The organism is Thioreductor micantisoli (assembly GCF_055392745.1).
The window spans coordinates 1,066,969-1,092,236 of sequence record NZ_AP043760.1; the positions used below are offsets into that span (position 1 = coordinate 1,066,969).

At 26.4% G+C, this 25,268-nt stretch carries 30 protein-coding genes; 9 read left to right on the forward strand and 21 right to left on the reverse strand.

Features of this window, described 5'->3' with window-relative positions; all coding sequences use genetic code 11:
* Nucleotides 1-30: 30 nt before the first annotated feature.
* The 9 genes from ACZ5OA_RS05720 to secG are packed head-to-tail and all read right to left on the reverse strand — an operon-like array spanning nt 31 to nt 6,089.
* Entirely contained in the window at nt 31-696 is a 666-nt protein-coding gene (locus tag ACZ5OA_RS05720) for a glucosaminidase domain-containing protein (RefSeq protein WP_464906918.1), read from the reverse strand.
* A complete protein-coding gene (locus tag ACZ5OA_RS05725) occupies nt 693-1,244 on the reverse strand; it encodes a ribonuclease HII (RefSeq protein WP_464908329.1) in 552 nt (183 codons plus the stop codon). The genes ACZ5OA_RS05720 and ACZ5OA_RS05725 overlap by 4 nt, the downstream gene beginning before the upstream one ends.
* Nucleotides 1,226-2,224, reverse strand: a complete 999-nt coding sequence (locus ACZ5OA_RS05730; protein WP_464906919.1) for an AAA family ATPase — start codon at nt 2,222-2,224, stop codon at nt 1,226-1,228. The genes ACZ5OA_RS05725 and ACZ5OA_RS05730 overlap by 19 nt, the downstream gene beginning before the upstream one ends.
* The gene (locus ACZ5OA_RS05735; protein WP_464906920.1) at nt 2,221-3,267 is read right to left on the reverse strand and encodes an MFS transporter; all 1,047 of its coding nucleotides are present in this window, start codon (nt 3,265-3,267) and stop codon (nt 2,221-2,223) included. The genes ACZ5OA_RS05730 and ACZ5OA_RS05735 overlap by 4 nt, the downstream gene beginning before the upstream one ends.
* Before the next feature lie 10 nt (nt 3,268-3,277).
* Complete coding sequence (locus ACZ5OA_RS05740; protein ID WP_464906921.1) at nt 3,278-3,673, reverse strand: HIT family protein; 396 nt, start codon at nt 3,671-3,673, stop codon at nt 3,278-3,280.
* On the reverse strand, nt 3,673-4,281 hold the full coding sequence (pyrE, locus tag ACZ5OA_RS05745) for an orotate phosphoribosyltransferase (protein WP_464908330.1): 609 nt from the start codon (nt 4,279-4,281) through the stop codon (nt 3,673-3,675). The genes ACZ5OA_RS05740 and pyrE overlap by 1 nt, the downstream gene beginning before the upstream one ends.
* A gap of 11 nt (nt 4,282-4,292) precedes the next feature.
* Nucleotides 4,293-4,853, reverse strand: a complete 561-nt coding sequence (gene frr / locus ACZ5OA_RS05750; protein WP_464906922.1) for a ribosome recycling factor — start codon at nt 4,851-4,853, stop codon at nt 4,293-4,295.
* A 10-nt stretch (nt 4,854-4,863) separates the two neighbouring features.
* Nucleotides 4,864-5,784 (reverse strand): polysaccharide deacetylase family protein, encoded by a 921-nt coding sequence (locus tag ACZ5OA_RS05755; protein WP_464906923.1) that lies wholly within the window; start codon nt 5,782-5,784, stop codon nt 4,864-4,866.
* Nucleotides 5,781-6,089, reverse strand: coding sequence for a preprotein translocase subunit SecG (secG, locus tag ACZ5OA_RS05760; protein WP_464906924.1), 309 nt, complete (start codon nt 6,087-6,089; stop codon nt 5,781-5,783). Before secG ends, ACZ5OA_RS05755 begins: the two co-directional genes overlap by 4 nt.
* Before the next feature lie 45 nt (nt 6,090-6,134).
* Between secG and ACZ5OA_RS05765 the strand changes: the two genes are divergently transcribed.
* Nucleotides 6,135-6,806 carry a methyltransferase domain-containing protein gene (locus ACZ5OA_RS05765; RefSeq protein WP_464906925.1) on the forward strand — a complete coding sequence of 224 codons (672 nt, stop codon included), beginning with the start codon at nt 6,135-6,137 and terminating at the stop codon, nt 6,804-6,806.
* Between the two features lie 24 nt (nt 6,807-6,830).
* Nucleotides 6,831-8,066 carry a DEAD/DEAH box helicase gene (locus ACZ5OA_RS05770; protein ID WP_464906926.1) on the forward strand — a complete coding sequence of 412 codons (1,236 nt, stop codon included), beginning with the start codon at nt 6,831-6,833 and terminating at the stop codon, nt 8,064-8,066.
* A 9-nt stretch (nt 8,067-8,075) separates the two neighbouring features.
* Here the strand turns inward: ACZ5OA_RS05770 and ACZ5OA_RS05775 are convergent, their stop codons facing one another.
* Genes ACZ5OA_RS05775 through nusA form a run of 12 tightly spaced genes read right to left on the reverse strand, consistent with a single transcriptional unit; the run spans nt 8,076 to nt 20,443 of the window.
* Nucleotides 8,076-9,398 (reverse strand): TRAP transporter large permease, encoded by a 1,323-nt coding sequence (locus tag ACZ5OA_RS05775; protein WP_464906927.1) that lies wholly within the window; start codon nt 9,396-9,398, stop codon nt 8,076-8,078.
* Complete coding sequence (locus tag ACZ5OA_RS05780; protein ID WP_464906928.1) at nt 9,395-9,922, reverse strand: TRAP transporter small permease subunit; 528 nt, start codon at nt 9,920-9,922, stop codon at nt 9,395-9,397. The genes ACZ5OA_RS05775 and ACZ5OA_RS05780 overlap by 4 nt, the downstream gene beginning before the upstream one ends.
* 24 nt (nt 9,923-9,946) lie before the next feature.
* The gene (locus tag ACZ5OA_RS05785; RefSeq protein WP_464906929.1) at nt 9,947-11,050 is read right to left on the reverse strand and encodes a TRAP transporter substrate-binding protein; all 1,104 of its coding nucleotides are present in this window, start codon (nt 11,048-11,050) and stop codon (nt 9,947-9,949) included.
* A gap of 58 nt (nt 11,051-11,108) precedes the next feature.
* Nucleotides 11,109-11,906 carry an ABC transporter ATP-binding protein gene (locus ACZ5OA_RS05790; RefSeq protein WP_464906930.1) on the reverse strand — a complete coding sequence of 266 codons (798 nt, stop codon included), beginning with the start codon at nt 11,904-11,906 and terminating at the stop codon, nt 11,109-11,111.
* Nucleotides 11,903-12,586, reverse strand: a complete 684-nt coding sequence (modB, locus tag ACZ5OA_RS05795; RefSeq protein ID WP_464906931.1) for a molybdate ABC transporter permease subunit — start codon at nt 12,584-12,586, stop codon at nt 11,903-11,905. Before modB ends, ACZ5OA_RS05790 begins: the two co-directional genes overlap by 4 nt.
* Nucleotides 12,579-13,292 (reverse strand): molybdate ABC transporter substrate-binding protein, encoded by a 714-nt coding sequence (gene modA / locus ACZ5OA_RS05800; RefSeq protein WP_464906932.1) that lies wholly within the window; start codon nt 13,290-13,292, stop codon nt 12,579-12,581. The genes modB and modA overlap by 8 nt, the downstream gene beginning before the upstream one ends.
* Before the next feature lie 46 nt (nt 13,293-13,338).
* The gene (dnaE, locus tag ACZ5OA_RS05805; RefSeq protein ID WP_464906933.1) at nt 13,339-16,743 is read right to left on the reverse strand and encodes a DNA polymerase III subunit alpha; all 3,405 of its coding nucleotides are present in this window, start codon (nt 16,741-16,743) and stop codon (nt 13,339-13,341) included.
* Complete coding sequence (locus tag ACZ5OA_RS05810) at nt 16,737-17,603, reverse strand: GGDEF domain-containing protein (RefSeq protein WP_464906934.1); 867 nt, start codon at nt 17,601-17,603, stop codon at nt 16,737-16,739. The genes dnaE and ACZ5OA_RS05810 overlap by 7 nt, the downstream gene beginning before the upstream one ends.
* Nucleotides 17,600-17,893, reverse strand: coding sequence for a DUF309 domain-containing protein (locus ACZ5OA_RS05815; RefSeq protein ID WP_464906935.1), 294 nt, complete (start codon nt 17,891-17,893; stop codon nt 17,600-17,602). Before ACZ5OA_RS05815 ends, ACZ5OA_RS05810 begins: the two co-directional genes overlap by 4 nt.
* Nucleotides 17,886-18,413 (reverse strand): S-ribosylhomocysteine lyase, encoded by a 528-nt coding sequence (gene luxS, locus ACZ5OA_RS05820; protein ID WP_464906936.1) that lies wholly within the window; start codon nt 18,411-18,413, stop codon nt 17,886-17,888. Before luxS ends, ACZ5OA_RS05815 begins: the two co-directional genes overlap by 8 nt.
* An 11-nt stretch (nt 18,414-18,424) precedes the next feature.
* Nucleotides 18,425-19,324 (reverse strand): carbon-nitrogen hydrolase, encoded by a 900-nt coding sequence (locus ACZ5OA_RS05825; protein ID WP_464906937.1) that lies wholly within the window; start codon nt 19,322-19,324, stop codon nt 18,425-18,427.
* A gap of 9 nt (nt 19,325-19,333) precedes the next feature.
* Nucleotides 19,334-20,443, reverse strand: coding sequence for a transcription termination factor NusA (gene nusA, locus ACZ5OA_RS05830; protein ID WP_464906938.1), 1,110 nt, complete (start codon nt 20,441-20,443; stop codon nt 19,334-19,336).
* Nucleotides 20,444-20,536: 93 nt separating this feature from the next.
* Between nusA and ACZ5OA_RS05835 the strand changes: the two genes are divergently transcribed.
* From ACZ5OA_RS05835 to ACZ5OA_RS05865, 7 genes are read left to right on the forward strand one after another with little or no spacing between them, the layout of a single operon-like run.
* Nucleotides 20,537-20,767 carry an HP0268 family nuclease gene (locus ACZ5OA_RS05835; protein WP_464906939.1) on the forward strand — a complete coding sequence of 77 codons (231 nt, stop codon included), beginning with the start codon at nt 20,537-20,539 and terminating at the stop codon, nt 20,765-20,767.
* An 8-nt stretch (nt 20,768-20,775) separates the two neighbouring features.
* The gene (gene miaB, locus ACZ5OA_RS05840; protein ID WP_464906940.1) at nt 20,776-22,056 is read left to right on the forward strand and encodes a tRNA (N6-isopentenyl adenosine(37)-C2)-methylthiotransferase MiaB; all 1,281 of its coding nucleotides are present in this window, start codon (nt 20,776-20,778) and stop codon (nt 22,054-22,056) included.
* Entirely contained in the window at nt 22,053-22,505 is a 453-nt protein-coding gene (locus ACZ5OA_RS05845; RefSeq protein ID WP_464906941.1) for a hypothetical protein, read from the forward strand. Before miaB ends, ACZ5OA_RS05845 begins: the two co-directional genes overlap by 4 nt.
* Complete coding sequence (locus ACZ5OA_RS05850; protein WP_464906942.1) at nt 22,480-23,289, forward strand: tyrosine-type recombinase/integrase; 810 nt, start codon at nt 22,480-22,482, stop codon at nt 23,287-23,289. Before ACZ5OA_RS05845 ends, ACZ5OA_RS05850 begins: the two co-directional genes overlap by 26 nt.
* Nucleotides 23,277-24,221 carry a hypothetical protein gene (locus ACZ5OA_RS05855; protein ID WP_464906943.1) on the forward strand — a complete coding sequence of 315 codons (945 nt, stop codon included), beginning with the start codon at nt 23,277-23,279 and terminating at the stop codon, nt 24,219-24,221. The genes ACZ5OA_RS05850 and ACZ5OA_RS05855 overlap by 13 nt, the downstream gene beginning before the upstream one ends.
* Complete coding sequence (locus tag ACZ5OA_RS05860) at nt 24,214-24,720, forward strand: hypothetical protein (RefSeq protein WP_464906944.1); 507 nt, start codon at nt 24,214-24,216, stop codon at nt 24,718-24,720. The genes ACZ5OA_RS05855 and ACZ5OA_RS05860 overlap by 8 nt, the downstream gene beginning before the upstream one ends.
* A complete protein-coding gene (locus ACZ5OA_RS05865; RefSeq protein ID WP_464906945.1) occupies nt 24,717-25,265 on the forward strand; it encodes a hypothetical protein in 549 nt (182 codons plus the stop codon). The genes ACZ5OA_RS05860 and ACZ5OA_RS05865 overlap by 4 nt, the downstream gene beginning before the upstream one ends.
* The last annotated feature ends 3 nt before the right edge of the window (nt 25,266-25,268 follow it).

The window sequence follows — 25,268 nt, forward strand, 5'->3', positions numbered from 1 at the left end:
TTATCACTTTATTGCTAAAATTACAATAAATTATCTAAATTGTTTTATAATATTTTGTAAAATTCTTACATAAACTTCTCTAAGCTGGGAATATAAGATTAAAGTTGTAGCAGCAATTTCAGCTGTAAATTTTTTATTTTCTTTTCTATATTTATATCTAACTTCTCTAAATTTTTTATAAGCTGGGTTTCTATTTAAATTTCTCATATAAACTTCTAATGATTGTTGTGGACTTTTAAATATTCTAACTGTATGAGTTTTATTGGCATCTCTATTTTTAGGAACTAATCCTCTACCAGTATAAGTCCATTGACCAAAAAGATTATTTGCTTTTTTTGCAAAATAGCTTTTTCCCCATGCACTCTCAACTGCACCTTGAGCTAATACAAGTCTAGGAGGAATTACATCAATTTTTTTAAAAAATTCTTCTTTATTATAAAGATTATGAATTTTATATTTTTTAGCAAATTTTGATAAAACTATTAAACTATCAAAATCTAACATATAAAAAGGTTTATGAAAAATAGACCGAGCTAAATATCTTTCTTGTAATATTTTTTGATTCTCTTTTTCAATCATAGGAATAAGTATTCTTTTGAATTCTTTTTTTTGTTTTTGCAAAGGTAATTTATAATAATACTCAGGTAATCCTGCAAACAAAAAACTAAAAGTAAAAATAAGTAATAATTTTCTCAAAACAAATTCTCCTGTTGTAATGCTTTAACTTTATAACTTTTCCTATGAATATCACTAAATCCGTGTTTTTTCATCTCTTCAATGTGTTGTTTTGTGATATAACCTTTATGTTTTGCAAAACTATAATTTGGATAAATATCAGCTATACTTTTCATAAATCTATCTCGTGTAACTTTTGCAAGAATAGAAGCTGCACTAATCTGTGGTACTTTATCATCACCTTTTATCATCGTTTCCAAAATATCAACTCCAAATTTAGAATTACCATCAAAAATATATCTATTTGATTTTAATGAATTCACTATTTTTTTTAAACAATAATTAATTGCAAAACTAAGTCCCTTTTCATCTATAATTGTATTAGAAACTTCAACTATTTTATATTCACTTTTTTGAATAATTTTATCAAACAAAATTTCTCGTTTTTTCTCTGTTAATTTCTTTGAATCTCTAAGACCTTCAATTTTTTCTTTTAAAATAACACCAGCCATAACCAAAGGACCAGCAATTGGCCCCCGTCCAGCTTCATCTATTCCACAAATGCCCATATCCAAAACGGTTTTACCTCCACTTTTATATCTTTATAAATTAATTCATACTCATTTGAAATTGTAACTACCTCAATTTTATCATATTTTATTTTTTTAGGCAATTTTTTTAGTTTTTCAAGTAACTTTTCTTCATCAATAAAAGAATAAACTAAAATAATTTTATCTTTTTCTGGCAGATAAAAATTGACATTATCTAAATAATAAATCTCCTCATCAAGTTCTAAAAATATCATATTTTCAAGTAGTGCAGTTACATTTTTATCATAAGTTAAAGCAGTTTTATATCCAAAATTATAACTAAACAACTTTTTAGGGGCATTTAATGAATTAAATCTATCTACAAAAAATATAACTTTATCTTTTTGAAGTCTTTCTAACTCATTATAAAATTTATCTTTTGAAAGTTTTTTTGTTTTTTTTAGAATTTGATATATTTGATAAAGAGAAAACTTCTCTCCAATATTAGAAAAACAAAATTTTAAAATATCATAATCATAATCCATAAGTTTGAGATTTGTTTGCAATTTTTTAGCCTTAAAAAAATCATCCAAAAAAAGTAGCTCTGCACTATTTCCATCATTCAAAAAATAGTTAAATGTATGAGTAATACTTTGATGCCTATCAAATGAAAAATACTCCTCAAAATCTAAATTTTTAAGTGCTATCTTTTTAAATCCCCTAACAAACATATCTTTTGAAGAAGTTATAAAAACACGAGTATTTGGAAGAGGGAAAAACCGATTATAATTTTCAATAATAACTAAATCATATCCTTTTAAATCTATCTTTTTTCCTCTTGGATCCTCTAAATCAATATAGATAAACTTACCTTTGAAATTTTTTAAAAATTCCAAAATTAAAAATGTTTTTCCTACACCTTTTGGACCTATAATAAGACTGTTTCTATATTCTAATTTCACTTTTCTTTCATATATGGTAACTTTTGGAAATTTAAAATCTTCTGGATTTAAATTCATTTTTTACTCCATATAACTAAAAATGCTATAAAAACTATAATTGCTTCATATAAAAATAAATTCTTACCATATAAATATCCACTAATAAATGAACCTAAAAATGCTGCTAAGCCATATCCTATTCCTGCATAAAATTGTTGAGCTAGCGTTTGATTTTTATATTTACTTGAAATATACATAAGTGCAGCCGTATGAAAAATAGCAAAAGAAAAAAGATGTAAAGTCTGAGAAAAAGCTATCAAAAGAATATTTCCTGCAAATAAATATAGAATAAACCATCTAATTGATGTCATAAAAAGAGAAATCTTGATGTAAAAAAGAGAGTTATTTTTATTTAAAAATTTATATTGATATATAAATATCACTATTTCAGCCACTACTCCTATAGTCCAAAGCCATCCATTTATTTCTTTTGGAATACCATTTGATAAATTGTAAATTGTAAAAAAGTTATAAAATCCCCCAAATGAAATTTGAAGTAAAATTAAAGCTATCCAAAACTGCCATTCTTTTAAAAAATCTATTTTTTCATAATATTTTGATATACTAAAATTTGGATTTATAAAATAAAAAGCAAAATAAGAAGTAATTAAATTTAAAATTAAAAAAAGCCATATGAAATTTACATTAAAATAACTTAATCCCAAAGCAACTGCTACAAACCCCACACTACCCCAAAGTCTTGTTTTTCCATAATGGGCTCCAAGTTTATTTATAGCTAAAGATTCAATATATGGAAAATTAATCGACCAAACAACTCCTAAAATAGTAAATCCAATCAAATAAATAAAAAAATTATTTATAAAAAATATAATTGGAATGAGCGCTGAAATAACTATACTTATTTTAAAAATAGTTGTAGTAATTGCCTTTTTTTGAAAAAAAAATGGCGTAATAAAACGACTAATTGGAAGAGCAGAAAATAAAATTCCTATCTCCTCAGGAGGATATCCTAAATTTTTAAGATAATTTGGAAAAAATATTACATAAATTCCTATTGTTGCAAAATAAAAAAAATAATAAAAGCTAAGATTTAATTTCATTAAAAAACTTTTATAATTGTTTTATTTCATTTATATAATTTTGAATTTGTTCTTGTGTAGTTTTATATTCATACTTTCTATGTTTGGCAGACCAAACAGAATCAGGAAACCAAGCGTCATTTTTATACCTAGGTATTATATGAATATGAAGATGTGGAACATAATTACCAAGACTAGCAATATTAACTTTATCTGGTTTTATATGTTTAAGCATAGCTTTTTCGATTTTATAAATAGCTTTTGAAAGTTCTAAACTCTCATCTAAACTCAAATCACTAAATTCAGCAATATGCTTATTTAAAATAATTCTTGTAAAGGCTGGAATTTCATCTACTAAAATAACTCTAAAAAGTTCATTTTTATAAATTACATTTTCATCTTTAGCAAGGCATAAAGGGCAATTCATTAATTCCCTCTACTTCCTGGTTTGATAGCTTCACTACCATCTTTACACATTGGACAATTTTCTGGGTCATATGTTTCAAATACAAAATCACCTAATGCAAAAAATGGTAAATCTTTTGGCAATTTACACTCTTCTTTTGCTTGTAACTTACTTCCACTTCTTTTACAAAGTCCTCTATTTGCAATAGCAGAAAATCCCACAACTTCTGCCCCTCTTTTTTCTATCTCAGCAGCTGCTTCTAAGGCACTTCCACCAGTTGTAATTATGTCTTCACAAATTAAAACTTTTTCGCCTTCTTTTACTTCAAAACCTCTTCTTAAAGTCATTTTTCCATCTACTCTTTCAGTAAATATAAATCTTGTTTCTAAATGTCTTGCAAGTTCATATCCAGCAAGAAGCCCACCAATTGCCGGAGAACAAACAGTATCAATCTCTAGTCCACTTTCTTTGATCTGTTTTGCTAATTCACTAAGAAGAGTTTGGGCAACTTTTGGATTTTCTAATACTTTTGCACTTTGAAGATAATTTGTACTATGTTTTCCACTACTAAGTTTAAAATGTCCTGTTAAAAGAGCATTATTATCTTCATAAATTTTTCTCACATCAATCATAATAATCCTTAAACTTTCATAATTTCAGCAGTTTTTTTAGCTACTATTTCTTCAATTTTTACAACATAAGAATCTGTAATTTTTTGGGTTTCATCTAATCCATCTTTTTCTTCATCTTCTGTAATTTCTTTATCTTTATGAAGTTTTTTAACTTTATCATTTGCTTCTCTTCTAACATTTCTAATAGCAATTTTTGCTTTTTCTGTAAATTCTTTTGCTTTTTTAGCTTGTTTTTTTCTTTCTTCTTCTGTCATTGGTGGAAAAAATAGTTTAATAACTTCACCATCATTATTTGGATTAACACCAATATTTGCTACTTGAATAGCATGTTCTATATCTTTTAGTAAATTTTTTTCCCACGGATTAATTGTAATAGTTGTAGCATCTGTTGCTAAGACAGAACCTACTTGATTAAGAGGAGTTGGAGTTCCATAATAATCTATTTTTACATTTTCAACTACTACTGTTGAAACTTTTCCAGTTCTTAGTGTATTTAAATCATGTCTTAAAGCCTCTATTGATTTATCCATATGCTCTTTTGTATAATCATATATTTCATTTAATGTCATATTCTCTCCTTCAATTTTTTGTTATCATTTTAATATAAATTTCATTATTATACCTAAAAATTACCCTATTTCTAAACTTTTGAAGTTTAAAATTTGGCGAATATTGCAAATATCCATTTTTAGTTTTAATCCACTTCCAACCAAGTTTAGTAATATAAACTTCTATTTTTTTATAAGGTACAATTGCAGATATTTTTTTAATTATATTTTTATCTCTAATTAATTTAAAACTTTTTACTTTCATTTCTTTAATATTTAATCTTTTAGAAATATCCACATCACCCGTAAGTGCAATTCTAGGAACATCTACGAAAGAAGTATTTTTATTAATTCCACCTTCATTTTGATTGTAAATATATTTAAATCCAAAATTAAGCAATACTTTTTGAACTCGTTTGTTATACTCACCATAAGGATAAGCATAACTATCTGGAGAATATCCCATATTTTTGGTAAATAAGTTAAAAGATTTATTTGTGTCTTTCATAATCTCTTTGTTTGTTAAAGTAGTTAAATGTGGATGAGCATAAGAATGGAGCTCTACATCTCCATATTTTCGAACTTCTCTAATCATTTTCCAAGTCATAAAATCACCAAAATGTCTATCAGTACCTTCTACATATACAAATAGTGTAAAAGGATAATGAAATTTCTTAAATATAGGAAAACCATTTTTATAAAAAGATTTGAAGCTATCATCTATTTGAAAAGATACATATTTATCTACATTTTTACCATCTTTTGCCATTTTTAGCAAAGTTTTAGAATTTACCACTTTATAATTATGTTTTTTTAAATAATTAAAATTTTTAAGGAGTTCTTTCGTAGAAGTGTTTGTATAAAGATGTCTAAAATCATTAAAACGATGATATAAAAATATATGTCCATCTGCCCACAAAAAAAGGGGTAAAAAGAAAAAAATTAATCTCATTTAATAGGTGCTGATGGAACAGTAGGAACTTTTGGAGCAACTGGAGTGATTTTTATATTATCAGTTACTGACGCAGATTTTTGAGAGTTATAGATATAAACTAATGTTAATGTATTTATAACAAAAAGTAATCCTAGTGTAAATGTGGCTTTTTGTAAAAAACTAACAGGTCCTTTTGCACCAAAAAGTGAATCATTACTTCCACTATATGCACCAAGTCCAATTGATGAAGATTTTTGCATTAAAACTGCAAGTGTTATTAAAACTGCAAGTGTTATTTGAATTATAATTAATGTAGATGTCATTAATATCCTTTTTTTGATAAAATTATATCAAAAAAAAGAGAATTTATGAATATAAAAAAAGAATTTTCCAAATATGCAAATGAATATCAAAAATTAAATATTATTCAAAAAAAAATTATTCAAAAAATTGCTCCTTTATTAGAAAATAAAAATATTTTAGATCTAGGCTGTGGAAATGGAAGTTTACTTGAATTTGAAAAACCTAAAAATTATATAGGAATTGATTTTAGTAATGAAATGTTAAAATTAAATCCTGCAAACAATTTATATAATTTTGATTTTAACACTCAAAAATGTTGGAATTTTATAAATAAACAAAATTTTAATATTTTAGTTTCTCTCTCAGCTTTACAATGGGCAAATAATTTAGAATTTATTTTTAATAATATAAAAAACTTAAATAAAGAGTATATTTTGACAATTTTTACATCAGATACATTTAAAACTTTACACAAAACAGCAAATATAACTTCTCCAATTCATACAAAAGAAAAAATTATTCAAACATCACAAATTTTAAATCCTAAAATAGAAATCATTAATTATCACTTAGAATTTAAAAATCCACTTGAAATGCTTAGATATATCAAAAAAAGTGGAGTTAGCGCTGGAGTTAAAAAACTTTCATACAAAGAAGTGATGAAAGTTATACAAAATTATCCTCTTAATTATCTTGAATTTGAAATTATAATTTTAAAACCCAAAAATATGATATAATTAATATAAAAAGGTTCAATACATATGAAATTTAAAGACTTAAAATTATCAAAAGAGATTCTAAAAGCAGTTGAAGAAATGGGCTATACCCAAACTACACCTATTCAAGAAAAAGCAATTCCAGTTATCTTAGAAAGAAAAGATGTTTTAGCTGGAGCTCAAACAGGAACAGGAAAAACGGCAGGTTTTACTTTACCAATATTACAACTTTTATCCCAAACAACACCAGTTATGAAAAAATTCCATGTTAGAGTATTAGTTTTAACTCCAACAAGAGAATTAGCTATACAAGTTGGAGAAAACATCAAAAGTTATGGGAAATATTTACCTTTCAAATCAACAGTCGTTTTTGGTGGAGTTGGAATAAATCCACAAAAAGCACATTTAAGAAGAGGAGTTGATATTTTGACAGCTACTCCTGGAAGATTATTAGATTTAGTTGGACAAAAAGCAGTTGACTTATCATCAGTAGAATTTTTTGTTTTAGATGAAGCAGATAGAATGCTTGATATGGGATTTATTCACGATATTAAAAAAGTTCTAAAATTATTACCAAAAGATAAACAAACACTTCTATTTTCTGCAACTTTTTCAGCAAATATTAAAAAATTAGCAAATGAATTATTGAATAAACCAGCTTTAATAGAAGTTGCAAAAAGCAATAGCTCAGCACAAACAATCAATCAAATCGTTCATTTTGTGGATAAAAAAAGAAAAAGAGAATTGCTCTCACATTTAATCCGAAAAAACAACTGGAAGCAAGTATTAGTATTTACAAGAACAAAACATGGAGCAAATAGACTATCTAAACAATTAATCGAAGATGGAATAACTTCATCAGCTATTCATGGAAACAAAAGTCAAGGTGCAAGAACAAAAGCTTTGAGTGAGTTTAAAAGCGGAATGATTCGAGTTTTAGTTGCCACAGATATAGCCGCAAGAGGAATTGATATTGCAGTACTTCCTCATGTTGTAAATTTTGAGCTTCCAAATGTATCAGAAGATTATGTGCATAGAATTGGGAGAACAGGACGGGCAGGAAATTTAGGAGAAGCTATTTCATTAGTTTGTATTGATGAAAAAGATTATTTAAAAGACATTGAAAAACTTATAAAAAAAGATATTCCAAAAATAGAAATAGAAGGATTTAAACCAGATCCAACTATAAAAGCAGAAAATCCGGACCCTAGAAAAAACAATTCAAGAGGAAATGGAAATAGACAAAAGAAAAATTTTACTTCTCATAACAAAAGAAGATAAATTCTTCTTTTAAAATCCAAAAATATGTGGAAAAAACACCATTCCAGCTAATACAGACATTTGAATCAAAATAAACGGAATTACACCTTTATAAATGTCAATCGTTGTAACCTCTTTTGGCGCTACTCCTCGAAGATAGAACAAACTAAATCCAAAAGGTGGAGTTAAAAATGATGATTGTAAATTCATAGCAATTAATATTGCAAACCAAATAGGATTGATACCTAAATCACTTGCAGCTGGTAATAAAATAGGAATAACAATATAACTTATTTCTATAAAATCTATAAAAAATCCCAAAAAGAAAATAATTGCCATTACCAAAAATATAAATAGCATTTGCGCATGCGGCAAGGAAGTTAGAAAATTTTCGATAATTTCATCAGCCCCACTATAAGTAAATACCATACTAAAAGCAGTTGCACCTATTAAAATAGCAAATACCATAGCTGTAATTTTTACTGCATCTAAACTCGCTTCTTCTACTAGTTTAAAACTCAAGCTCCTATAAAAAAATGCCAAAACAAGTGCACCCACGGCACCTACACTAGCACTTTCAGTAGCAGTAGCAATTCCTGCAAAAATACTTCCTAAAACTAAAACAATTAAAACAAGTGGAGGAATTAAGGCTATAAAAATTTCTTTAAAATTAATTTTCACACTTGGCATTGCTGGGGCTATATCTTTTTTGATATTTGCAATAACTAAAATATAGACAATATAAGCTCCCACCAAAACAACACTCGGAATTACAGCTGCTTTAAACAAATCCCCAACTGGCTCATTAAAAACATCAGCTAAAATAATTAAAACTATACTTGGTGGAATAATCTGTCCAAGTGTTCCACTCGCACAAATAGTTCCAGTAGCTATTCCTTTATTATATCCATGTTTAAGCATAACCGGCAAGGCAATAACTCCCATAGCAACTACACTCGCTCCTACAACCCCCGTACTCGCGGCAAGCATTGTTCCAATAATTATCGTAGAAACTGCTAATCCACCTCTAACTTTTCCAAACAAAGTTCCCATACTTTCGAGAAGTCTCGCGGCTATTCCACTTTTTTCTAAAACAACTCCCATAAAAATAAACAGAGGAATTGCAATTAATATTTTATTTCCAATAATTGCATAGATTCTAAAAGGCATCATTGAAAACATACTTAAAAATTCAGCACTCCAATCAGCGAAATGAACTACTCCATCTTGTGCTAATTCAAAATAACTTGCAATTGCACCAAAAATAAGTGCAACCGCGCCAAATGTAAAAGCAACATCAAATCCTATAAGTAACATAAAAAACGCAGCTACAAACATTATTAAACCAGTCATACTTCAACATCCTCTTTTACTTTTTTATTTTCTCTAAATATTATTATATTTTTCGTAATATATCCAATCGAAGTAATTATCAAATATATAAAACTTAAAGGAATCATACTTTTTATAATCCATCTATGAGTTAATCCTCCTGGATCATCACTAATTTCATTCGTTACATAGCTATCCATTACAAAATCATAACTAACATAAACAATAAAAATACTTATGGGAATTATAAAAAGAATAGTTCCAAGAATATTTATAACTGCCTGAGTTTTAGGTGAAAATTTATTGTATAAAAAATCAACTCTTACATGAGCTTCTTCTCTAAGTGCATAACTTATACCAAAAAGTATCATAACACCAAAAATATGCCATTCAAGCTCTTGCAAAGCAATACTACCACCATGAAAAAAATATCTACTAACAACATCATAAAAAACATTCATAATCAGTAAAATCATTATAATTGATAATATTTTACCTGTTATGGTGTTTAATTTTTCAAAAAAATTATCTAAGATTTTTACCATTCTTTACCTTTTCAGCAGGAGGGGTTATTTCCCTTCTACCTCTTTTGAAGTTTGTAAATATTTATAAATACTCATCATACTCCAAGGTCTTGCTTTTTTAATCCAAGCTTTTTGATTTGCCCAAATTTCTGCAAACAATTTATTTTTATTTGCATATCCTTGTAATAAATTTTGTGTAGCATTATACATAGCTTTTAATACAGGTTTTGGAAAAGTTTTTACTTTAATATCTGGATTATCTTTTTTCATTTTTGCCCAAGCATTTGCACTATCTGCAAAGTTTTCCATATACATATCAGCCGCACTTGCTTTCATAGCAGTAACAAGCATTTCTTTATAATTAGCTGGTAGTTTGTTCCAAGCTCTTTTATTTACCAAAAATTGCATTTCACTTGCAGGTTCGTGCCATCCTGTATAATAATATTTTGCAACTTTATTAAATCCCATTTTGATGTCCATTCCTGGTCCCACCCATTCAAGTGCATCAATTACACCTCTATCAAGTGAAGTGTATAGTTCACCTCCTGGAATATTTACAACTTTAACTCCAAGTTTTGACATAACTTCGCCAGCAAGTCCAGGGATTCTCATTTTTAGACCTTTTAAATCAGCCAAAGAATTAATTGGTTTTCTAAACCATCCACCCATTTGAACACCTGTATTTCCACCAGGAAAAGATAAAACTCCAAATTTGTCATATACTTTTTTCATATATTCCATACCATCTGGTTTTCCATCATGATTTTCATCCGCATAATAAAACCAAGCATATTGTTCTGCTACTGTCATACCAAATGGAACCGTAGTAAACCAAATTGTATTTATATCTTTTCCTTTCCAATAATAACTTCCAGAATGTCCCATTTGATAAGCACCTTGTTTTACCATATCCAAAACTCCAAGAGGTGCTTTTGTTTTTTCTGACCCTTCTACTTTGATAATAAATTTACCATTACTCATCTTCTTAACCATTTCAGCCATTTTGATTGGTGGAGAAGCAAGTGGTGTTAAAGTTGATGGCCAACTCATAGCAAGTCTCCATCTAACTGTTTTAGCTTGCACGCTTGAAGCTAGAAGCATACTCGAAACAACTGCAATACCTGAAAGTTTTAATACTTTTTTAAGCATAAAGACTCCTTTTTAATTTTTCATAATTTTAACATTTTTTAAATTCGTTATAAGATAATTAGAAAAGATTAGAATTAATTTGTAACTTTATGAAACTATTTTTTCTATAATTGTTATTTTTTATGTGTATAATTTGCTGACCAATAGCTACAATAGCACTATTTTCTTTTATATCTAACACCTCAGCATCCAAAAACAATTTATCATTTATTAAATTTTCTTTTGAAAAATCACTAATAACAGTTCCATTTTTAAGTTCAATTATTCTATTTGCAAGTTTATAAATTTCACTTAAATCATGACTTATCAAAATAGTCGTAATTTTAAACTCTTTATGAAGTCTTAAAATTTCATTTTGGAGATTAATTCGCATCTCCAAATCAAGAGCAGAAAGTGGTTCATCCAAAAGTAAAATTTCAGGTCTTTTCATCAAAGCTCTGCACAAACTAACTCTTTGCTTTTGACCTCCACTTAAAGTTTTTGGGTAACGATTTTTTAGTGGGATTAGTTCCGTAACTTCCAAAAGTCTATTTGCTAAATTTTTATCATTATTTACAAACAATAGATTTTCTTCCACATTCATATTCTCAAAAAGTGCATAATCTTGAAATAAAAATCCGATTTTTCTTTTTTGAGGTGGTAAATTAATTTTATCATTTAACCAAACTTCATTATCTACTTTTATTTCACCCTCAGCATTTTCTAACCCTGATAAAATTCTTAAAAATGTAGTTTTTCCACTTCCACTTTTTCCTTTAATCGCTAAAAATTCACCTTTTTTAATCTCTAAATTTACATCTAAAAGCATATTTTCAACTACTCCATAAAGTGGCTTTTTTACTTTAATTTTTATCAAAATTTAACCTTTTGTTTATTATTAAATATATAAACACCAACTAAAACTATAAAACTTAAAAATACCATAATTGCACTATAAATATGAGCTTTTTCATAATCCATATTTTCAACCAAATCATAAATAGCTACACTTGCTACTTCTGTTTTTCCTGGGATTGAGCCTCCCACCATCAATACAACTCCAAACTCTCCCACAGTATGAGCAAAAGTAATTACAATAGCTGTCATTATAGAAGGCTTTATATTTGGAAGTGCTACTTTTAGAAGTGTAACAAGTTTACTTTTTCCTGCTATATAACTTGCTTCTATCATAGATTTATTAAGACTTTCAAATCCATTTTGCAAAGGTTGCACCATAAAAGGAAAAGAGTATAAACAACTAGCAATTACAAGTCCATTAAAATTAAAAATTAATTTCATATTAAAATATTCTTCGAAAAATAAACCAATTGGAGAATTATAAGAAAGACCCCACAAAATATAAAATCCTAAAACAGATGGAGGTAAAACTATTGGCATAGCTGTTAAAGCTTCTAAAACTGGCTTAAATCTAGATTTTGTTTGTGAAAGATACCAAGCAAACGGAACTGCTATTATAAATAAAATAGTAGCAGTTGTAAATGCTAATTTAAATGATAAAATAAATGGAATCCAATTAATACTTAATAAACTATTCATATCCATATTTTTTGAATACTGTTTTTGCTTTTTTACTCAAAATAAAATTATAAAATTTTCTAGCTTCTGAGCTATCTTTTATAATTACAATTCCTTGATTTATTGGAGTATATAAGTTTTTATTTATGTTTATATAATTGGCTTTGTATTTTTTCATTTTAGGTGAAAACATTGAAGATTTTGCTACAAATCCCACATCAGCCGCATTTTTTACATAAGAAACTACCTGATTTACAGTCTCGGCATATACTAACTTATTTTTAACTTTATTATACAATTTAGCATTTTTTAAAATTTCAATTGCAGCTTTTCCGTAAGGTGCTGTTTTAACATTCGCAACTGCTATTGTTTGAACATTTTTTAAATCATTTAAATTTGTAAGTTTTTTTCTAATACTAAAAAGCACTAAAGCGCCTTTGGCATATATTTTTGGTTTAGTTATAGCTAATTTTTTTGAATATAAATAGCTTGGATATTTCATATTCGCTGATAAAAACAAATCAAATGGCGCTCCATTTTGAATTTGCGCTGTTAATTTTCCACTACTTGAAATTATAAATTTAACATTTATCTTTGGATAAAGTTTCTTAAATTCCTGTTTTAAAGCTGGCAAAGTATAAACAGTATTTCCAGCAGCTGCTACTAATATAGTTTTTGCAAAAACTATATCTAACATAAATAAACTCACTAATAGTAATTTTTTCATTTTTCAACCTTTATTATTTTTTAAATTATCAACCATCAATTTTCAATTACTCTAAAACATCTGTCAAAATAGTGGTTTTAAATTCCAAACTAAACCCAAAAGGAGTTTTAAGCATTAAAATAAGTCTTTTATTTCCACTTTTTGATTTTGATTTTTTATAAATATCCATTAATGTTTTTTCATAATCTTTATCAATATCCACTGAATAATAATAATCTTCCATTTTTAGAATTTTATTGACTTGAACTTCTTCACCCTTTGCTTCAGACAAAGTCATAACTTTTTTACAACTGATTCTTGTAAAATCTCCTACTTTTTCTATATAACATTTTACTGCAACAGGTTCATCTTTTGGCCAATTTTCAAAAACTTCAAGTTTATCTTTGAATACCATAAATTCTACTTCACCATGATAATCCATAAGTGTAATTATACCAAATTTATTTCCACTTTTTTTTGCTAAACGAGTTTTAATATTTTCAATTTTTCCTACAAACAGAGCATCTGATTTGTTAAGTTCTTCAATCTCACTTGAATAATTCAATTTTATATTTTCCATTTCTTTTTGATAATGGTCTAATGGATGCCCACTTACATAAAATCCTAATGATTCATATTCATTATCAAGTACTTCTTTATCACTCCATTCAGCCAAATTTTTAATATTTAATTTTTCATTTACAAAATCATCAAAATCTGCAAACAGTGAATTTTCTTTTCTTTTTTCTCCATCTTCTACACGTCTTTTGAAATCCAAAATTTCTTCTATCTGAGAAAATATAGCATTTCTACTAAATCCAAGTCCATCCATTGCACCTGATTTGCTTAAAACTTCCAAAACTCTTTTGTTTACCTTAGAAGTATCTACTTTTAAAATAAAATCTTCTAAATCTGCAAAAGGACGACTTTGCATAATTGATTCAATTGCTTTACTTCCAATACCTTTAATAGCACCAAGGCCAAAAAGTATTTCATTTTTTATCGGTGTAAAATCATCATTTGATTGATGAACACTTGGTGGAAGCAGTTCAAGACCTAATCTTTTAACTTCATTTATATATCGAACAATCTTATTTGTATTATCTTTCTCACTTGAAAGAAGAGCTGAGAAAAATTCAGCTGGATAATAGACTTTAAGATATGTTGTTTGATAAGTAATCATGGCATATGCAGCTGAATGAGATTTATTAAATCCATATCCAGCAAACTTTTCAATTAAATTAAAAAGCTCAATTGCATCTTCTTTTTTAAGACCTTTTTTAGCAGCACCTTCGGCAAATTCTCCTGCTTTTTGTTTCATATATTCTATGTTTTTTTTACCCATAGCACGACGAATAATATCAGCTTCACCAAGAGAAAATCCACCAATAGCCTGCACTATTTGCATAACTTGTTCTTGATATACAATAACCCCATAAGTTGGCTTTAAAATAGGTTCTAAAATAGGCGCAAAATCATCAAAAAAGTAACTAACTTTTTCACTTCCATTTTTTCTTTTGACGAAATCATTAGTCATTCCTGCGTCCATTGGACCTGGTCTATAAAGTGCCAAAACAGCAATCAAATCTTCAAAACAATTTGGTTTAAGTCTCTTATTCAAATCTTGCATTCCATCAGATTCTACCTGGAATAATCCAAGTGTATTTCCACTTGAAATTAATTCAAAGATTTTAGAATCATCCGTTTCCATTGTAGTAAAATCAATCTCTTTATTATAATTTTGTTTGATAAATTTAAGAGCATTATCAATTACAGTTAATGTTTTTAGTCCCAAAAAGTCAAACTTGATTAAATCCACATCTTCAAGAAAATTTAGAGAATATTGAGTTACAAAATTTTCATCTTGACGATAAAGCGGAGTTTTTTCCCAAAGTTTATTATCACTTATTACAACACCAGCTGCGTGCATTCCAGTATTTCTTTTGATACCTTCAAGATTAAGTCCAAATTCATATAATCTTTTATAAACTGGCTCTTCTTCTACAAGTTCTTTTATTTTCTCTTCTTCCTCTATCGCTTCACTCAATTTAATTCCCAATTTATCCGGAATTAATTTTACAAATTGGTCCGCAATAGAATAATTAATTCCAAAAATTCTAGCTACATCTCTTAAAACACCTTTTGCAAGAAGTGAACCAAATGTAATAACTTGAGCTACATTTTCTTTACCATATTTTTCCCTAACATACTCAATAATATCCCCTCTTTTATCTTGACAAAAATCCATATCAATATCGGGCATACTTACCCGTTCAGGATTTAAAAATCTTTCAAAAATAAGTCCATATTTAAGTGGATCTATATTTGTAATCCACAAAGAATATGCAACCAAACTTCCAGCTGCACTCCCTCTTCCTGGGCCAACTGGAATATGAGGAATTCTTGCGTTACATTCACGAACAAAATCCCAAACAATTAGCATATATCCAGGGAATTTCATTTGATTTATAATTCCTATTTCATACTCTAATCTATCACGATATTCTTGATGTCTCTCTTTTGGAATATAAACTAATCTTTTTTCCAAACCTTCACGACATTTATAACTAAAATATTCGGCATCATTATCAAATTCAAGCCCTTCTTCCTTAGCATATTCTTTTGTAAATTTAAATTTAGGTGGAGTTGGATCTCCAAGATCTAGCTTAAGTTCTATTTTGTCAGCTAATTTAGTAGTGTTTTCCAAAGCTTCAGGTAAATCTGTAAAAAGAGAATTCATCTCCTCTTTTGTTTTAAAATAACTTTTTTTAGATAACTCTCTATGTAAATCATCAAATTGTTTGTTTGCAGCAATGCATTCAAGTGCATCAGAATATATATAATCTAATTCATCCAAATGCCACACATCACTTGTAGCAATAAGTGGAATATCAAATTCTTTACTTAAAGTTTTAATATCATTTTCTATAAATTTTTCTTCTTTAAATCCATCTCTTCTAATTTCTAAATATAAATCATTAAATTCACTTTTATAAATTTTCAAAACTTCTTGTGCTTTTTCAAACCCTTTGGCACCATTTAAGAAGTTATCCTGATTTAATAAATTCAGATGAAAACCTACTTCACTTTCTAAATAATTTATGATTACAACTATTCCATCTTTATGAGTGATTAACTCTTCCCAAGGAATAATTGGATATTCATTGTTTTTATAGTGATATAAATATGATATTGAAGAAAGATACATTAAGTTATCATATCCAGCTCTATTTTTTACAATTAATTTAACTCTAAATTTTTCATTTTTGATATAAGCATCAATTCCAATAATTGGTTTAAGATTTTTAGCTTGTTTATAAAAGTCAACAGCACTAAACATATTTCCAAGTTCTGTAATAGCTAATGCTTTAAATTGATACTCCTCAGCTCTTTTTATAAGCTCTTTTAACTTTATAGATGAATGCAGTAAAGAATAATCTGTATGCACATTAAAATGAACAAAATCTAACACTTGATTGTAACCCTGTTTCTATGAATTTTACTTTCATATAGTGCTTCGTCAGCTCTTTTTAGAATAGTATCTCTTGTATCACCTTTTTTATGACAAGTAATTCCTAAAGAAGTTGTTAACGAAATAATATTATCTTTATATTTTAATTTTGTAGATGAGATTTTTCCTATAATTTTATTAGCAATTCTTTCTATATTTTTTTGATCTATTCTATTAAATAAGATTATAAATTCATCTCCTCCAAATCTATAAATTTTATCACTTTCTCTAATTAATTTTTTGATTAGTTGTACAAATTTTATTAAAACAAAATCTCCTATTAAATGTCCATAAGTGTCATTTATTTCCTTAAAATGGTCCAAATCAACCACCATTATAAAAAAATCTAATTTTTTATCATTTCCAGCTTCTAATATTTTATTTAAATGATCTTCCAATGCTTTTCTATTATAAGATTTTGTAAGTGAATCAATATGTAAATCTTTATAAGCTTTTTCAAGTTCTTTATTTAAGTTATCTATTTTACCTTTATATGAATCTAATTTATCTATTAAATTTTTTTCAAATTCTTTAACAAGTTTTATTGTTTCTTCATGTGTATCAGTAATTTCAACATTTTCGACTAAATTTTTAGAATGATTTTCTATTTCTTTATTTTGTTGTGAAATAAAAGCTGTAGTTTCTTTTGTTGTATTTAAAAGTTTTTCATTTATACCATCTCTTAAAGTAAGTTTAGAATCTAATTCTAACCCTTCTTCCTTTGCTAAATCATTAAAAATATTTTTATAATAAAGAGGATATGCTTCTTTTTCTGCCTTCTCTAACTCTTTTAATGTTTTTTTTACAATTTTTTCTATCATAAATAATCCTTTTTATAATTATCTAAAAATTCAACTGTATTAAAATAAATTTCATTATTATTTATTTTTACCTTATGTTTTTCATAAGTATTCCAAACTTTTAGATAATTATTTTTACCTCTTTTTTTTAATTCCAAACTTACAGCTGCATTTATAAAACCTCTAATAATATTAGAATCTGAATGATTTGATTTTCTCATAGGATGCCAAATTTTTTCTAATACCTCGTGAGCTTCGAAAAATTCTTTTTTTTCGATTAACTCACAAAACTCTTTAAATACTTTATCCAAGAACTTTTACTTTTTTTGAATTTATATTACAAACATTAGGAATTTTACCTTTTAATTTTAGTTTTTTATTATCAAGTGTTCCAATTCCTCTTTTTAAAATAGCTTTTGCTATCTTTTTTGCTTTTTTTAATGAATGCATATAACAACTTCCACATTGATACACATTAGCTTCTGGAATATTTTTTGTTTTTATAATATCTTTCATAGATTTTTCCCAAGCTTTGATAACTTCTTTGTCTTTTGGCGTTCCAATTACACTCATATAAAACCCAGTTCTACACCCCATCGGAGAAATATCTATAATTTCATAACCTTTTAGATGGTCTCTCATAAATCCAGCAAATAGATGCTCTAATGTGTGAATCCCTTCACTTGAAAGAATCTCTTTGTTTGGTTCTACAAATCTCAAATCATAAACTGTAATTGTATCTCCTGATGGAGTTTTCATCGTTTTTGCAACTCTCACAGCTGGTGCATTCATTATTGTATGGTCAACCATAAAACTATCTAACATTGGCATATTTTATCCTTTTATTTTTTTTCACAATATCTTTTTTTTAGACATTTATAACTATCTATTCTTCTATCTCTTAAAAAAGGCCAAATTTTGCGGACTTCTTTTGAAGAATTTAAATCTATTTCAACTTCTAGTATCTCTTCTTTCATTCCTGCATGTGCCAAAAACTCGCCTTGAGGACCTAAAACAAAACTATTCCCCCAAAATTTAATACCTTCTAAAACTCCACTTTCATCTTTTTCACTTCCTACTCGATTAACTGTAATGACAGAAAGTCCATTTGCAACCGCATGACCTCTTTGCACACTTATCCAAGCATCAAGCATTTTTTGTTTTTCTTTGGGAGTATTCTCTTTTTCACAAAGTTCATCTACTCTTGTTTTTGGACATTCAAGCCAACCTATTGCAGTTGGATAAATTAAAACCTCAGCACCTTTTAATGCCATAATTCTAGCGGCTTCTGGATACCATTGATCCCAACAGACTAAAACTCCTAGTCGTCCAACACTTGTATCAATTGGTTCAAACCCCAAATCACCTGGTGTAAAATAAAATTTTTCATAAAACCCAGGGTCATCTGGAATATGCATTTTTCTATATTTTCCAGCTATCCAACCTTTATCAAACACATAAGCAGTGTTATGATAAATTCCATCAGCTCTTTTTTCAAATAATGAAGTAACTAATACTATATCAAATTTTCTACTAATTTTAGCCCAAAATTTTATATCTTTTTTATAATCGTCAGCATAATCAAAAAATTTAGTATCTTCTGATTTACAAAAATACTCATTTTGATGAAGTTCTTGTAAAACAATTAATTCTGAATTAGTTTTACTAATCATTTCAACTGTTTTATTTACAGTTTTTTCTTTACTTCCATAATATTTTTGCTGAATCAGTGCTACTTTCATTCAACATCCTTAGAAACTAAACAATTGATCGAAATCTTTAGCATCTTTTTTAGGTTCTTCTTGTTCTTCTTTTTCTACAAGTTCAATTCTATATTTTGTAAGCATACTTGCGAGAGTTATATTAATCCCATTTTTACCAATTGCTTTTGCTTTTTGATCAGATTTTATTGAAACTTTAGCTATTGGCATTTCATCTTCATTTTTTGCTTCTTCTACTGTTACTCTATCAACAATTGCTGGAGATAAAGCACGAGCAATAAACATTTCAGGTGCAACATTATATTCAATTACATCTATATTTTCACCATTTAGCTCTCTTGAAACAGAATTAATTCTAACTCCTTTTGCTCCAATAATTGTTCCAATTGCATCAATATTTGGAGATAATGAACTAACTGCTAATTTTGCTCTAACTCCTGGAATTCTTGAAATAGAATGAATTTTAATAAGCCCTTCTTTTGCTTCTGGAACTGCCAATTTAATAAGTTCTTCTAAAAATTTAGGAGTAGTTCTACTTATTTCAATAGTAATACCTTTATTTTTGTCCATATTTACATATTTAATAACTGATTTCAATAAATCACCTACTTTAAAATTTTCACCTTTGATTCTATTTCTTTTTGGTAAAACTCCTTTTACCTCTCCTATTTCAATATAAGTATTTTCATCTTTATCCACCCTAACTACAACACCTGTAATTAATTCTCCTAATCTATCTTTATATTTACCATAAATTCCTTGTTCCATAAGTCTTAGTATTTGGAAATCAAGTTCTCTTTGTAAATTAGATGCTCCTGCTCTTCCTAATTTTTCAAAATCAAGTTCAAATTCAACTTTATCACCAATTTTTAAATTTTTATCAATATCATGAGCTTCATCAAGATAAATAAAATTTTCTCCATCTTCATAAGCTCTCTCATCTTTATCTTCAACTACCTCTGCTATTTGATATACATGAAGTTTTTTATTTTCTTTATCAAAATTAACAACAATATTTACATTTCCAAGCATTTTTTGTGCAGTTTTTAAAAGAGCTATTTTAAAAGCTTCTACCACATCTTCAAACTTCAAGCCTTTCTCATTTGCTAATGCATTAAGAATATCTAGTGTTTTATCCAATTTTCTACCTTTTTAATTACTTTTTTATAATTTTACACTAAAATTTTGATAAAATAAATATCAATTTTAATAAATTCACAATAAAGGCATAAAATGGAACTAAAATTAGTAACAACAGACAATAAAATAAAAACAGTAGATTTGGAAAAATTTTTATCAAAAGTTAAAAAAGACTCATTTTTTTATTTCTCAAAAGAAACATCTTATAAAGATTTACAAGATTTGATTGATTTAATTGAAAAAGAAGGTTATTCTGTATATTTCAGAGAAGTTAAATATACACTTGAAGATGATGGTTATATGTACGAAATGCATATATTATAAGGTTAAAGATGAAAAAGCTTTATATAGAAACATTAGGGTGTCTGATGAATATAAAAGATTCAGACCATATTATTGCTGAACTAAGTGATGAATATGAATTAACTTCAAATCTAAAAGAAGCTGATTTAATCATACTCAATACTTGTTCAGTTAGAGAAAAACCTGTCGCTAAACTTTTTAGCGAAATTGGTGTTTTTAATAAAAAAAGAAAAAAAGATTCAAAAATTGGTATTTGTGGATGTACCGCATCACATATGGGTAAAGAAATTATAAAAAGAGCTCCAACGGTTGATTTTGTTATAGGTTCAAGAAATGTGAGTAGAATAAAAGAAGCTATAAATATCCCAAAAACTGTAATTACTGATATTAATTATGATGAGACAACTTATCTTTTCAAAGAATTTAGAACAAATAAATTTAAAGATTATGTCAATATTACTCTTGGTTGTGATAAAAAATGCTCATTTTGTATCGTTCCTAAAACAAGAGGAAAAGAAATATCAATTCCAACAGATATAATTATAAATCAAATCCAAAAACTTGTGGATAATGGAGTAAAAGAAGTTACACTCCTTGGTCAAAATGTAAATGGATATGGAAAAAGATTTTCTGTAGTTCATAAAAAAATAAATTTTACAACATTACTTCAAGAAATTAGTAAAATAGAAAAACTTGAAAGAATTAGATTTACCTCACCTCATCCATTACACGCAGATGATGAATTTATAGAAGAATTTGCATCAAATCCTAAGATTTGTAAACATATGCATTTCCCAGTTCAAAGTGGAAGTACTAGAATTCTTAAAAAAATGAGAAGAGGATATACAAGAGAATGGTATTTAGATAGAATCAATAAGCTAAGAAAAATTCCTAATATTGTAATTTCAACAGATATAATAGTTGGATTTCCAGGTGAAACAGATGAAGATTTTGAAAATACACTAGATTTAGTAAAAAAAGCAGAATTTGAGCAAATGTTTAGTTTTTTATATTCTCCAAGACCTCACACAGAAGCAGCCAACTATACAGATACAGTTGATAAAGAAGTAGCTAAAAAAAGACTTTATAAACTTCAAGCGTTGCAAAAAAAGATTGTAGAAAAAAAATCAGAAGAAAAAGTAGGTAAAACAATGAAAGTTTTAATTGAAAAATATGAAAATGGCATTGTAAGTGGTAAAAGTGACAACTTTTATACTGTAAAAGCAAAAGGAGATGATAGTTTACTTGGTAAAATTATAGATATTAAAATAAAAGAACCTCATTTGAGTTCACTAACTGGTGAGATATGAAAAAAATAATACTATTTTTAATATTGGTTTTTACTATTTTTTTATACTATTTTTTTAATACAAGTTATAGAATTTCACTTGAAGCTAAAGCTTATTATGAGTTTGGAGAGTATGCTAAAGCAAAGGAATTAGCAGGGGAAGCTTACAAAAAAAATAGATATAATACAATGGCTTTTACAGTTTTAACTCAATCAAAAATTGCTGAAATTTGGCAAAATTATATCAAAGAAAGTAACGAATATCTTTTTGATATAGAATCCATTTCAAATAAAGAAGTAATTACAAAAACTGATAAAACTAAAATTAAAATGATGCTAGAAGTTATAATAGGTGAATTTAATAACCTTCCAAGCTCTAAATTATTAGATGAAGGGTTAAAACAAAAAGCTAAACAAAACTATACAAAGGCGGTGAAATTATATAATGGAATTTTTAATAGTAGAAGCTAAAACTTATTTAAAAACTATAGAAAATACAAAAAGTCAAACTACTTATAAAACATATAATACCGTTTTAAATGATGCTATTAAATATATAGAAATTGATAACAATCATTTAAGCATAAGTGGATATAGAATGAAAATAGCTTCTCAAAATAGAAAAACTATTGCAAAAAAAGTTTCTATTTTAAGAAGCTTTTTTAAATATTTAGAAAATAAAGGATATAATTTTAGAATTATAGGAGACGACCAAATTTCTGTTCCAAAAACTTTGCCTAAACCTGTATCAATGACAAATATAAAAGAAACTCTAAAAATTGCCGATTTAGTTGAATATACAACTATTATAACTGTATTTGGATTGGGTCTTAGGATTAGCGAAGCCAGAAATATATTACTCACAAATATAAATAAAAAATGGATAACAGTTATTGGTAAAGGTAATAAAACAAGAAATATACCATTAGAAAAACATATAAAAGATACAATTAATAAATATATAAAAATTTATTCTCCTAAAAAGTATCTATTTGAAAAAAATGGAGTTAAAATGAGTGATGCACAAATTAGATATATAATAGAAAAATCTTTTAAAAAAATAGGTATAAAAATAACACCTCATCAATTACGACATTCATTTGCTACTGAAATGTTAAATAACGGTGCAAGAATTAATGATGTAAGCGAACTTTTAGGACATGAATTTATCTCAACTACACAAATATACACAAAATTAAATTCTTCAACTAAACTTAAAAACTATATAAAGGCGCATCCATTATGTTCTCATTAATTAAATCATTTATAAAAAAAACATTTATAGCATATTATAAAGAAAATGATATATTTTATATTCAAAAAATTATAGTTAAAAAAAACAAAATTATAGAAGAATATGACAAAACTTTTGAAAATGAAAAAGAATTTTTAAATTTTATAAAAATGTCTTTAATGGAAAATACTCAGACTTATATATCAACACTTATAATGAATTATAATCAAGGTTGTTTAGATAGTTGCTCTCATAAAAGATATAAAGAATTCGGAATACATATTGAAAACATAAAAATTTTATGTGTAAATAATAAATTTTCTATATTTATTGGGATTTTTGAGTTACAAGAATTTAAAAAGAAAATAGAACAATATGATGTTGATTTAATATATTCTCCCTATTTAATAATAGAAGCTAATAAAGAAAAAACTATAAATACTTTATATGCATTAATTACACAAGAAAATATTGTATTAAGTATTTATAAAAAAGAATCTCCTTTATATAGTGCCATATATGAATTCAAACAAGAAGAAACTGAAAATAAAACAGATAATAATGAAAATGATAGTAATATGTTTAATGATGAAATTAGCATAGATGATGTTGAAGAAATAGATGACTTAGATGACTTAGATAATTTAGAAGAAAATATTGAAGAAAAAGATTTAGATAAATTAGATGACTTAAAAAATGATGAAAATAATGAAGATTTTACAAATATAAAAGAAGAAACTGAAATAACAAATTTTATAAAAGATTCAATAAAAGATTATTATGAAAATTACAGTGATGATTTTCTAGAAAATATTTATCTATTAAAAACTTATGAGTTTGATACAAAATTTTTAAAAGAAATAGGAGATGAATTGTTAGTAAATGTAGAAGTAAAAAAAATAGATATATTAAATGATATAAATTTATTAGCAAGGAAAGATATAGATGTATAGTTTTACAAAGCCTAAAATAAAACCTTTTTTTAGTGAAGACACTAAATTATGGTTAATATTTATAAGTGCTGTAACAGGTTTAATAATAGGCTTTAGCATGTTTTTGGCAATACAAGCTTATATTGATATAAAAAATGCAAAAAAATTACAATCTCAGATAATACAAAACAATATTATTATCAAAAAATTTGAAAAAAAGATAGATTTTATTAATAAAGAAAAAACTCTATATACAAATATTACTGTTAATAATCAATTATTAAAAGATGGTGTTAAAAATTTACTTGATTTAATCCCTGATCCTATAACTCTTACAAACATAAAAATAGAAAAAAATTCTTTAATAATTTATGGAATAACACCAACAAAAAATGTTTATAATATTTTATTATTACCACCATTAAAATCAATATTTACCCAAACTTTAACAAATTTTTATCAAATGGACAATGGTTGGTATAGATTTGAATCAATTAATACTTTAAAAGAGGAAGAATGAAATTAAAATTACCTAAATTACCAAGAGTAGAAATGTTTGGAATAGATATTGTAAAAAACTTTTTACTATTTTTTATATTTTTTATTATATTTATGATATTACTAGTGTTTTTAATTGCCCCAACAATCAAAAAATTCAAAGAAGTAAAACATAACTATTATATTACAAAAATAAAAGCAGATAAAATTCAAAATAAATTAGATAAATTAACAATTCAATATAAAGAATTATACAAAAAAAATCATAAAATAATATTGGCTTTTAAAATGGATTTTAATAAAGAAAGTTTTAAAATATTTAGCTCAAAATATATGAAAATAACAGATATTCAAGATAAAAATAGTTCTATATATGAAAAAGAATTTACTAAAAAATCTTATATTGTTTCTACTACTCTAAATTCTCCTACTAGCTTTTATAAATTTATAAATGATATAAAAAATACAAATAATGTTTTAAAAGTATATTACCCTGTAGTTTTTAAATCAAAGAATGGAGATATTAAACTTTTATATAAACTTGAAAGTTTTAAAAAAGTGAAATAAAAA

Bases quoted from the DNA above. Each gene is read 5' to 3' on its own strand.
- ACZ5OA_RS05725 (WP_464908329.1), bottom strand. From the start codon at position 1,244: ATGGGCATTTGTGGAATAGATGAAGCTGGACGGGGGCCAATTGCTGGT.
- ACZ5OA_RS05730 (WP_464906919.1), bottom strand. From the start codon at position 2,224: ATGAATTTAAATCCAGAAGATTTTAAATTTCCAAAAGTTACCATATAT.
- ACZ5OA_RS05735 (WP_464906920.1), bottom strand. From the start codon at position 3,267: ATGAAATTAAATCTTAGCTTTTATTATTTTTTTTATTTTGCAACAATA.
- ACZ5OA_RS05740 (WP_464906921.1), bottom strand. From the start codon at position 3,673: ATGAATTGCCCTTTATGCCTTGCTAAAGATGAAAATGTAATTTATAAA.
- frr (WP_464906922.1), bottom strand. From the start codon at position 4,853: ATGACATTAAATGAAATATATGATTATACAAAAGAGCATATGGATAAA.
- ACZ5OA_RS05755 (WP_464906923.1), bottom strand. From the start codon at position 5,784: ATGAGATTAATTTTTTTCTTTTTACCCCTTTTTTTGTGGGCAGATGGA.
- secG (WP_464906924.1), bottom strand. From the start codon at position 6,089: ATGACATCTACATTAATTATAATTCAAATAACACTTGCAGTTTTAATA.
- ACZ5OA_RS05765 (WP_464906925.1), top strand. From the start codon at position 6,135: ATGAATATAAAAAAAGAATTTTCCAAATATGCAAATGAATATCAAAAA.
- ACZ5OA_RS05770 (WP_464906926.1), top strand. From the start codon at position 6,831: ATGAAATTTAAAGACTTAAAATTATCAAAAGAGATTCTAAAAGCAGTT.
- ACZ5OA_RS05775 (WP_464906927.1), bottom strand. From the start codon at position 9,398: ATGACTGGTTTAATAATGTTTGTAGCTGCGTTTTTTATGTTACTTATA.
- ACZ5OA_RS05780 (WP_464906928.1), bottom strand. From the start codon at position 9,922: ATGGTAAAAATCTTAGATAATTTTTTTGAAAAATTAAACACCATAACA.
- ACZ5OA_RS05785 (WP_464906929.1), bottom strand. From the start codon at position 11,050: ATGCTTAAAAAAGTATTAAAACTTTCAGGTATTGCAGTTGTTTCGAGT.
- modB (WP_464906931.1), bottom strand. From the start codon at position 12,586: ATGAATAGTTTATTAAGTATTAATTGGATTCCATTTATTTTATCATTT.
- modA (WP_464906932.1), bottom strand. From the start codon at position 13,292: ATGAAAAAATTACTATTAGTGAGTTTATTTATGTTAGATATAGTTTTT.
- ACZ5OA_RS05810 (WP_464906934.1), bottom strand. From the start codon at position 17,603: ATGATAGAAAAAATTGTAAAAAAAACATTAAAAGAGTTAGAGAAGGCA.
- luxS (WP_464906936.1), bottom strand. From the start codon at position 18,413: ATGCCAATGTTAGATAGTTTTATGGTTGACCATACAATAATGAATGCA.
- ACZ5OA_RS05825 (WP_464906937.1), bottom strand. From the start codon at position 19,324: ATGAAAGTAGCACTGATTCAGCAAAAATATTATGGAAGTAAAGAAAAA.
- ACZ5OA_RS05835 (WP_464906939.1), top strand. From the start codon at position 20,537: ATGGAACTAAAATTAGTAACAACAGACAATAAAATAAAAACAGTAGAT.
- miaB (WP_464906940.1), top strand. From the start codon at position 20,776: ATGAAAAAGCTTTATATAGAAACATTAGGGTGTCTGATGAATATAAAA.
- ACZ5OA_RS05845 (WP_464906941.1), top strand. From the start codon at position 22,053: ATGAAAAAAATAATACTATTTTTAATATTGGTTTTTACTATTTTTTTA.
- ACZ5OA_RS05850 (WP_464906942.1), top strand. From the start codon at position 22,480: ATGGAATTTTTAATAGTAGAAGCTAAAACTTATTTAAAAACTATAGAA.
- ACZ5OA_RS05855 (WP_464906943.1), top strand. From the start codon at position 23,277: ATGTTCTCATTAATTAAATCATTTATAAAAAAAACATTTATAGCATAT.
- ACZ5OA_RS05860 (WP_464906944.1), top strand. From the start codon at position 24,214: ATGTATAGTTTTACAAAGCCTAAAATAAAACCTTTTTTTAGTGAAGAC.
- ACZ5OA_RS05865 (WP_464906945.1), top strand. From the start codon at position 24,717: ATGAAATTAAAATTACCTAAATTACCAAGAGTAGAAATGTTTGGAATA.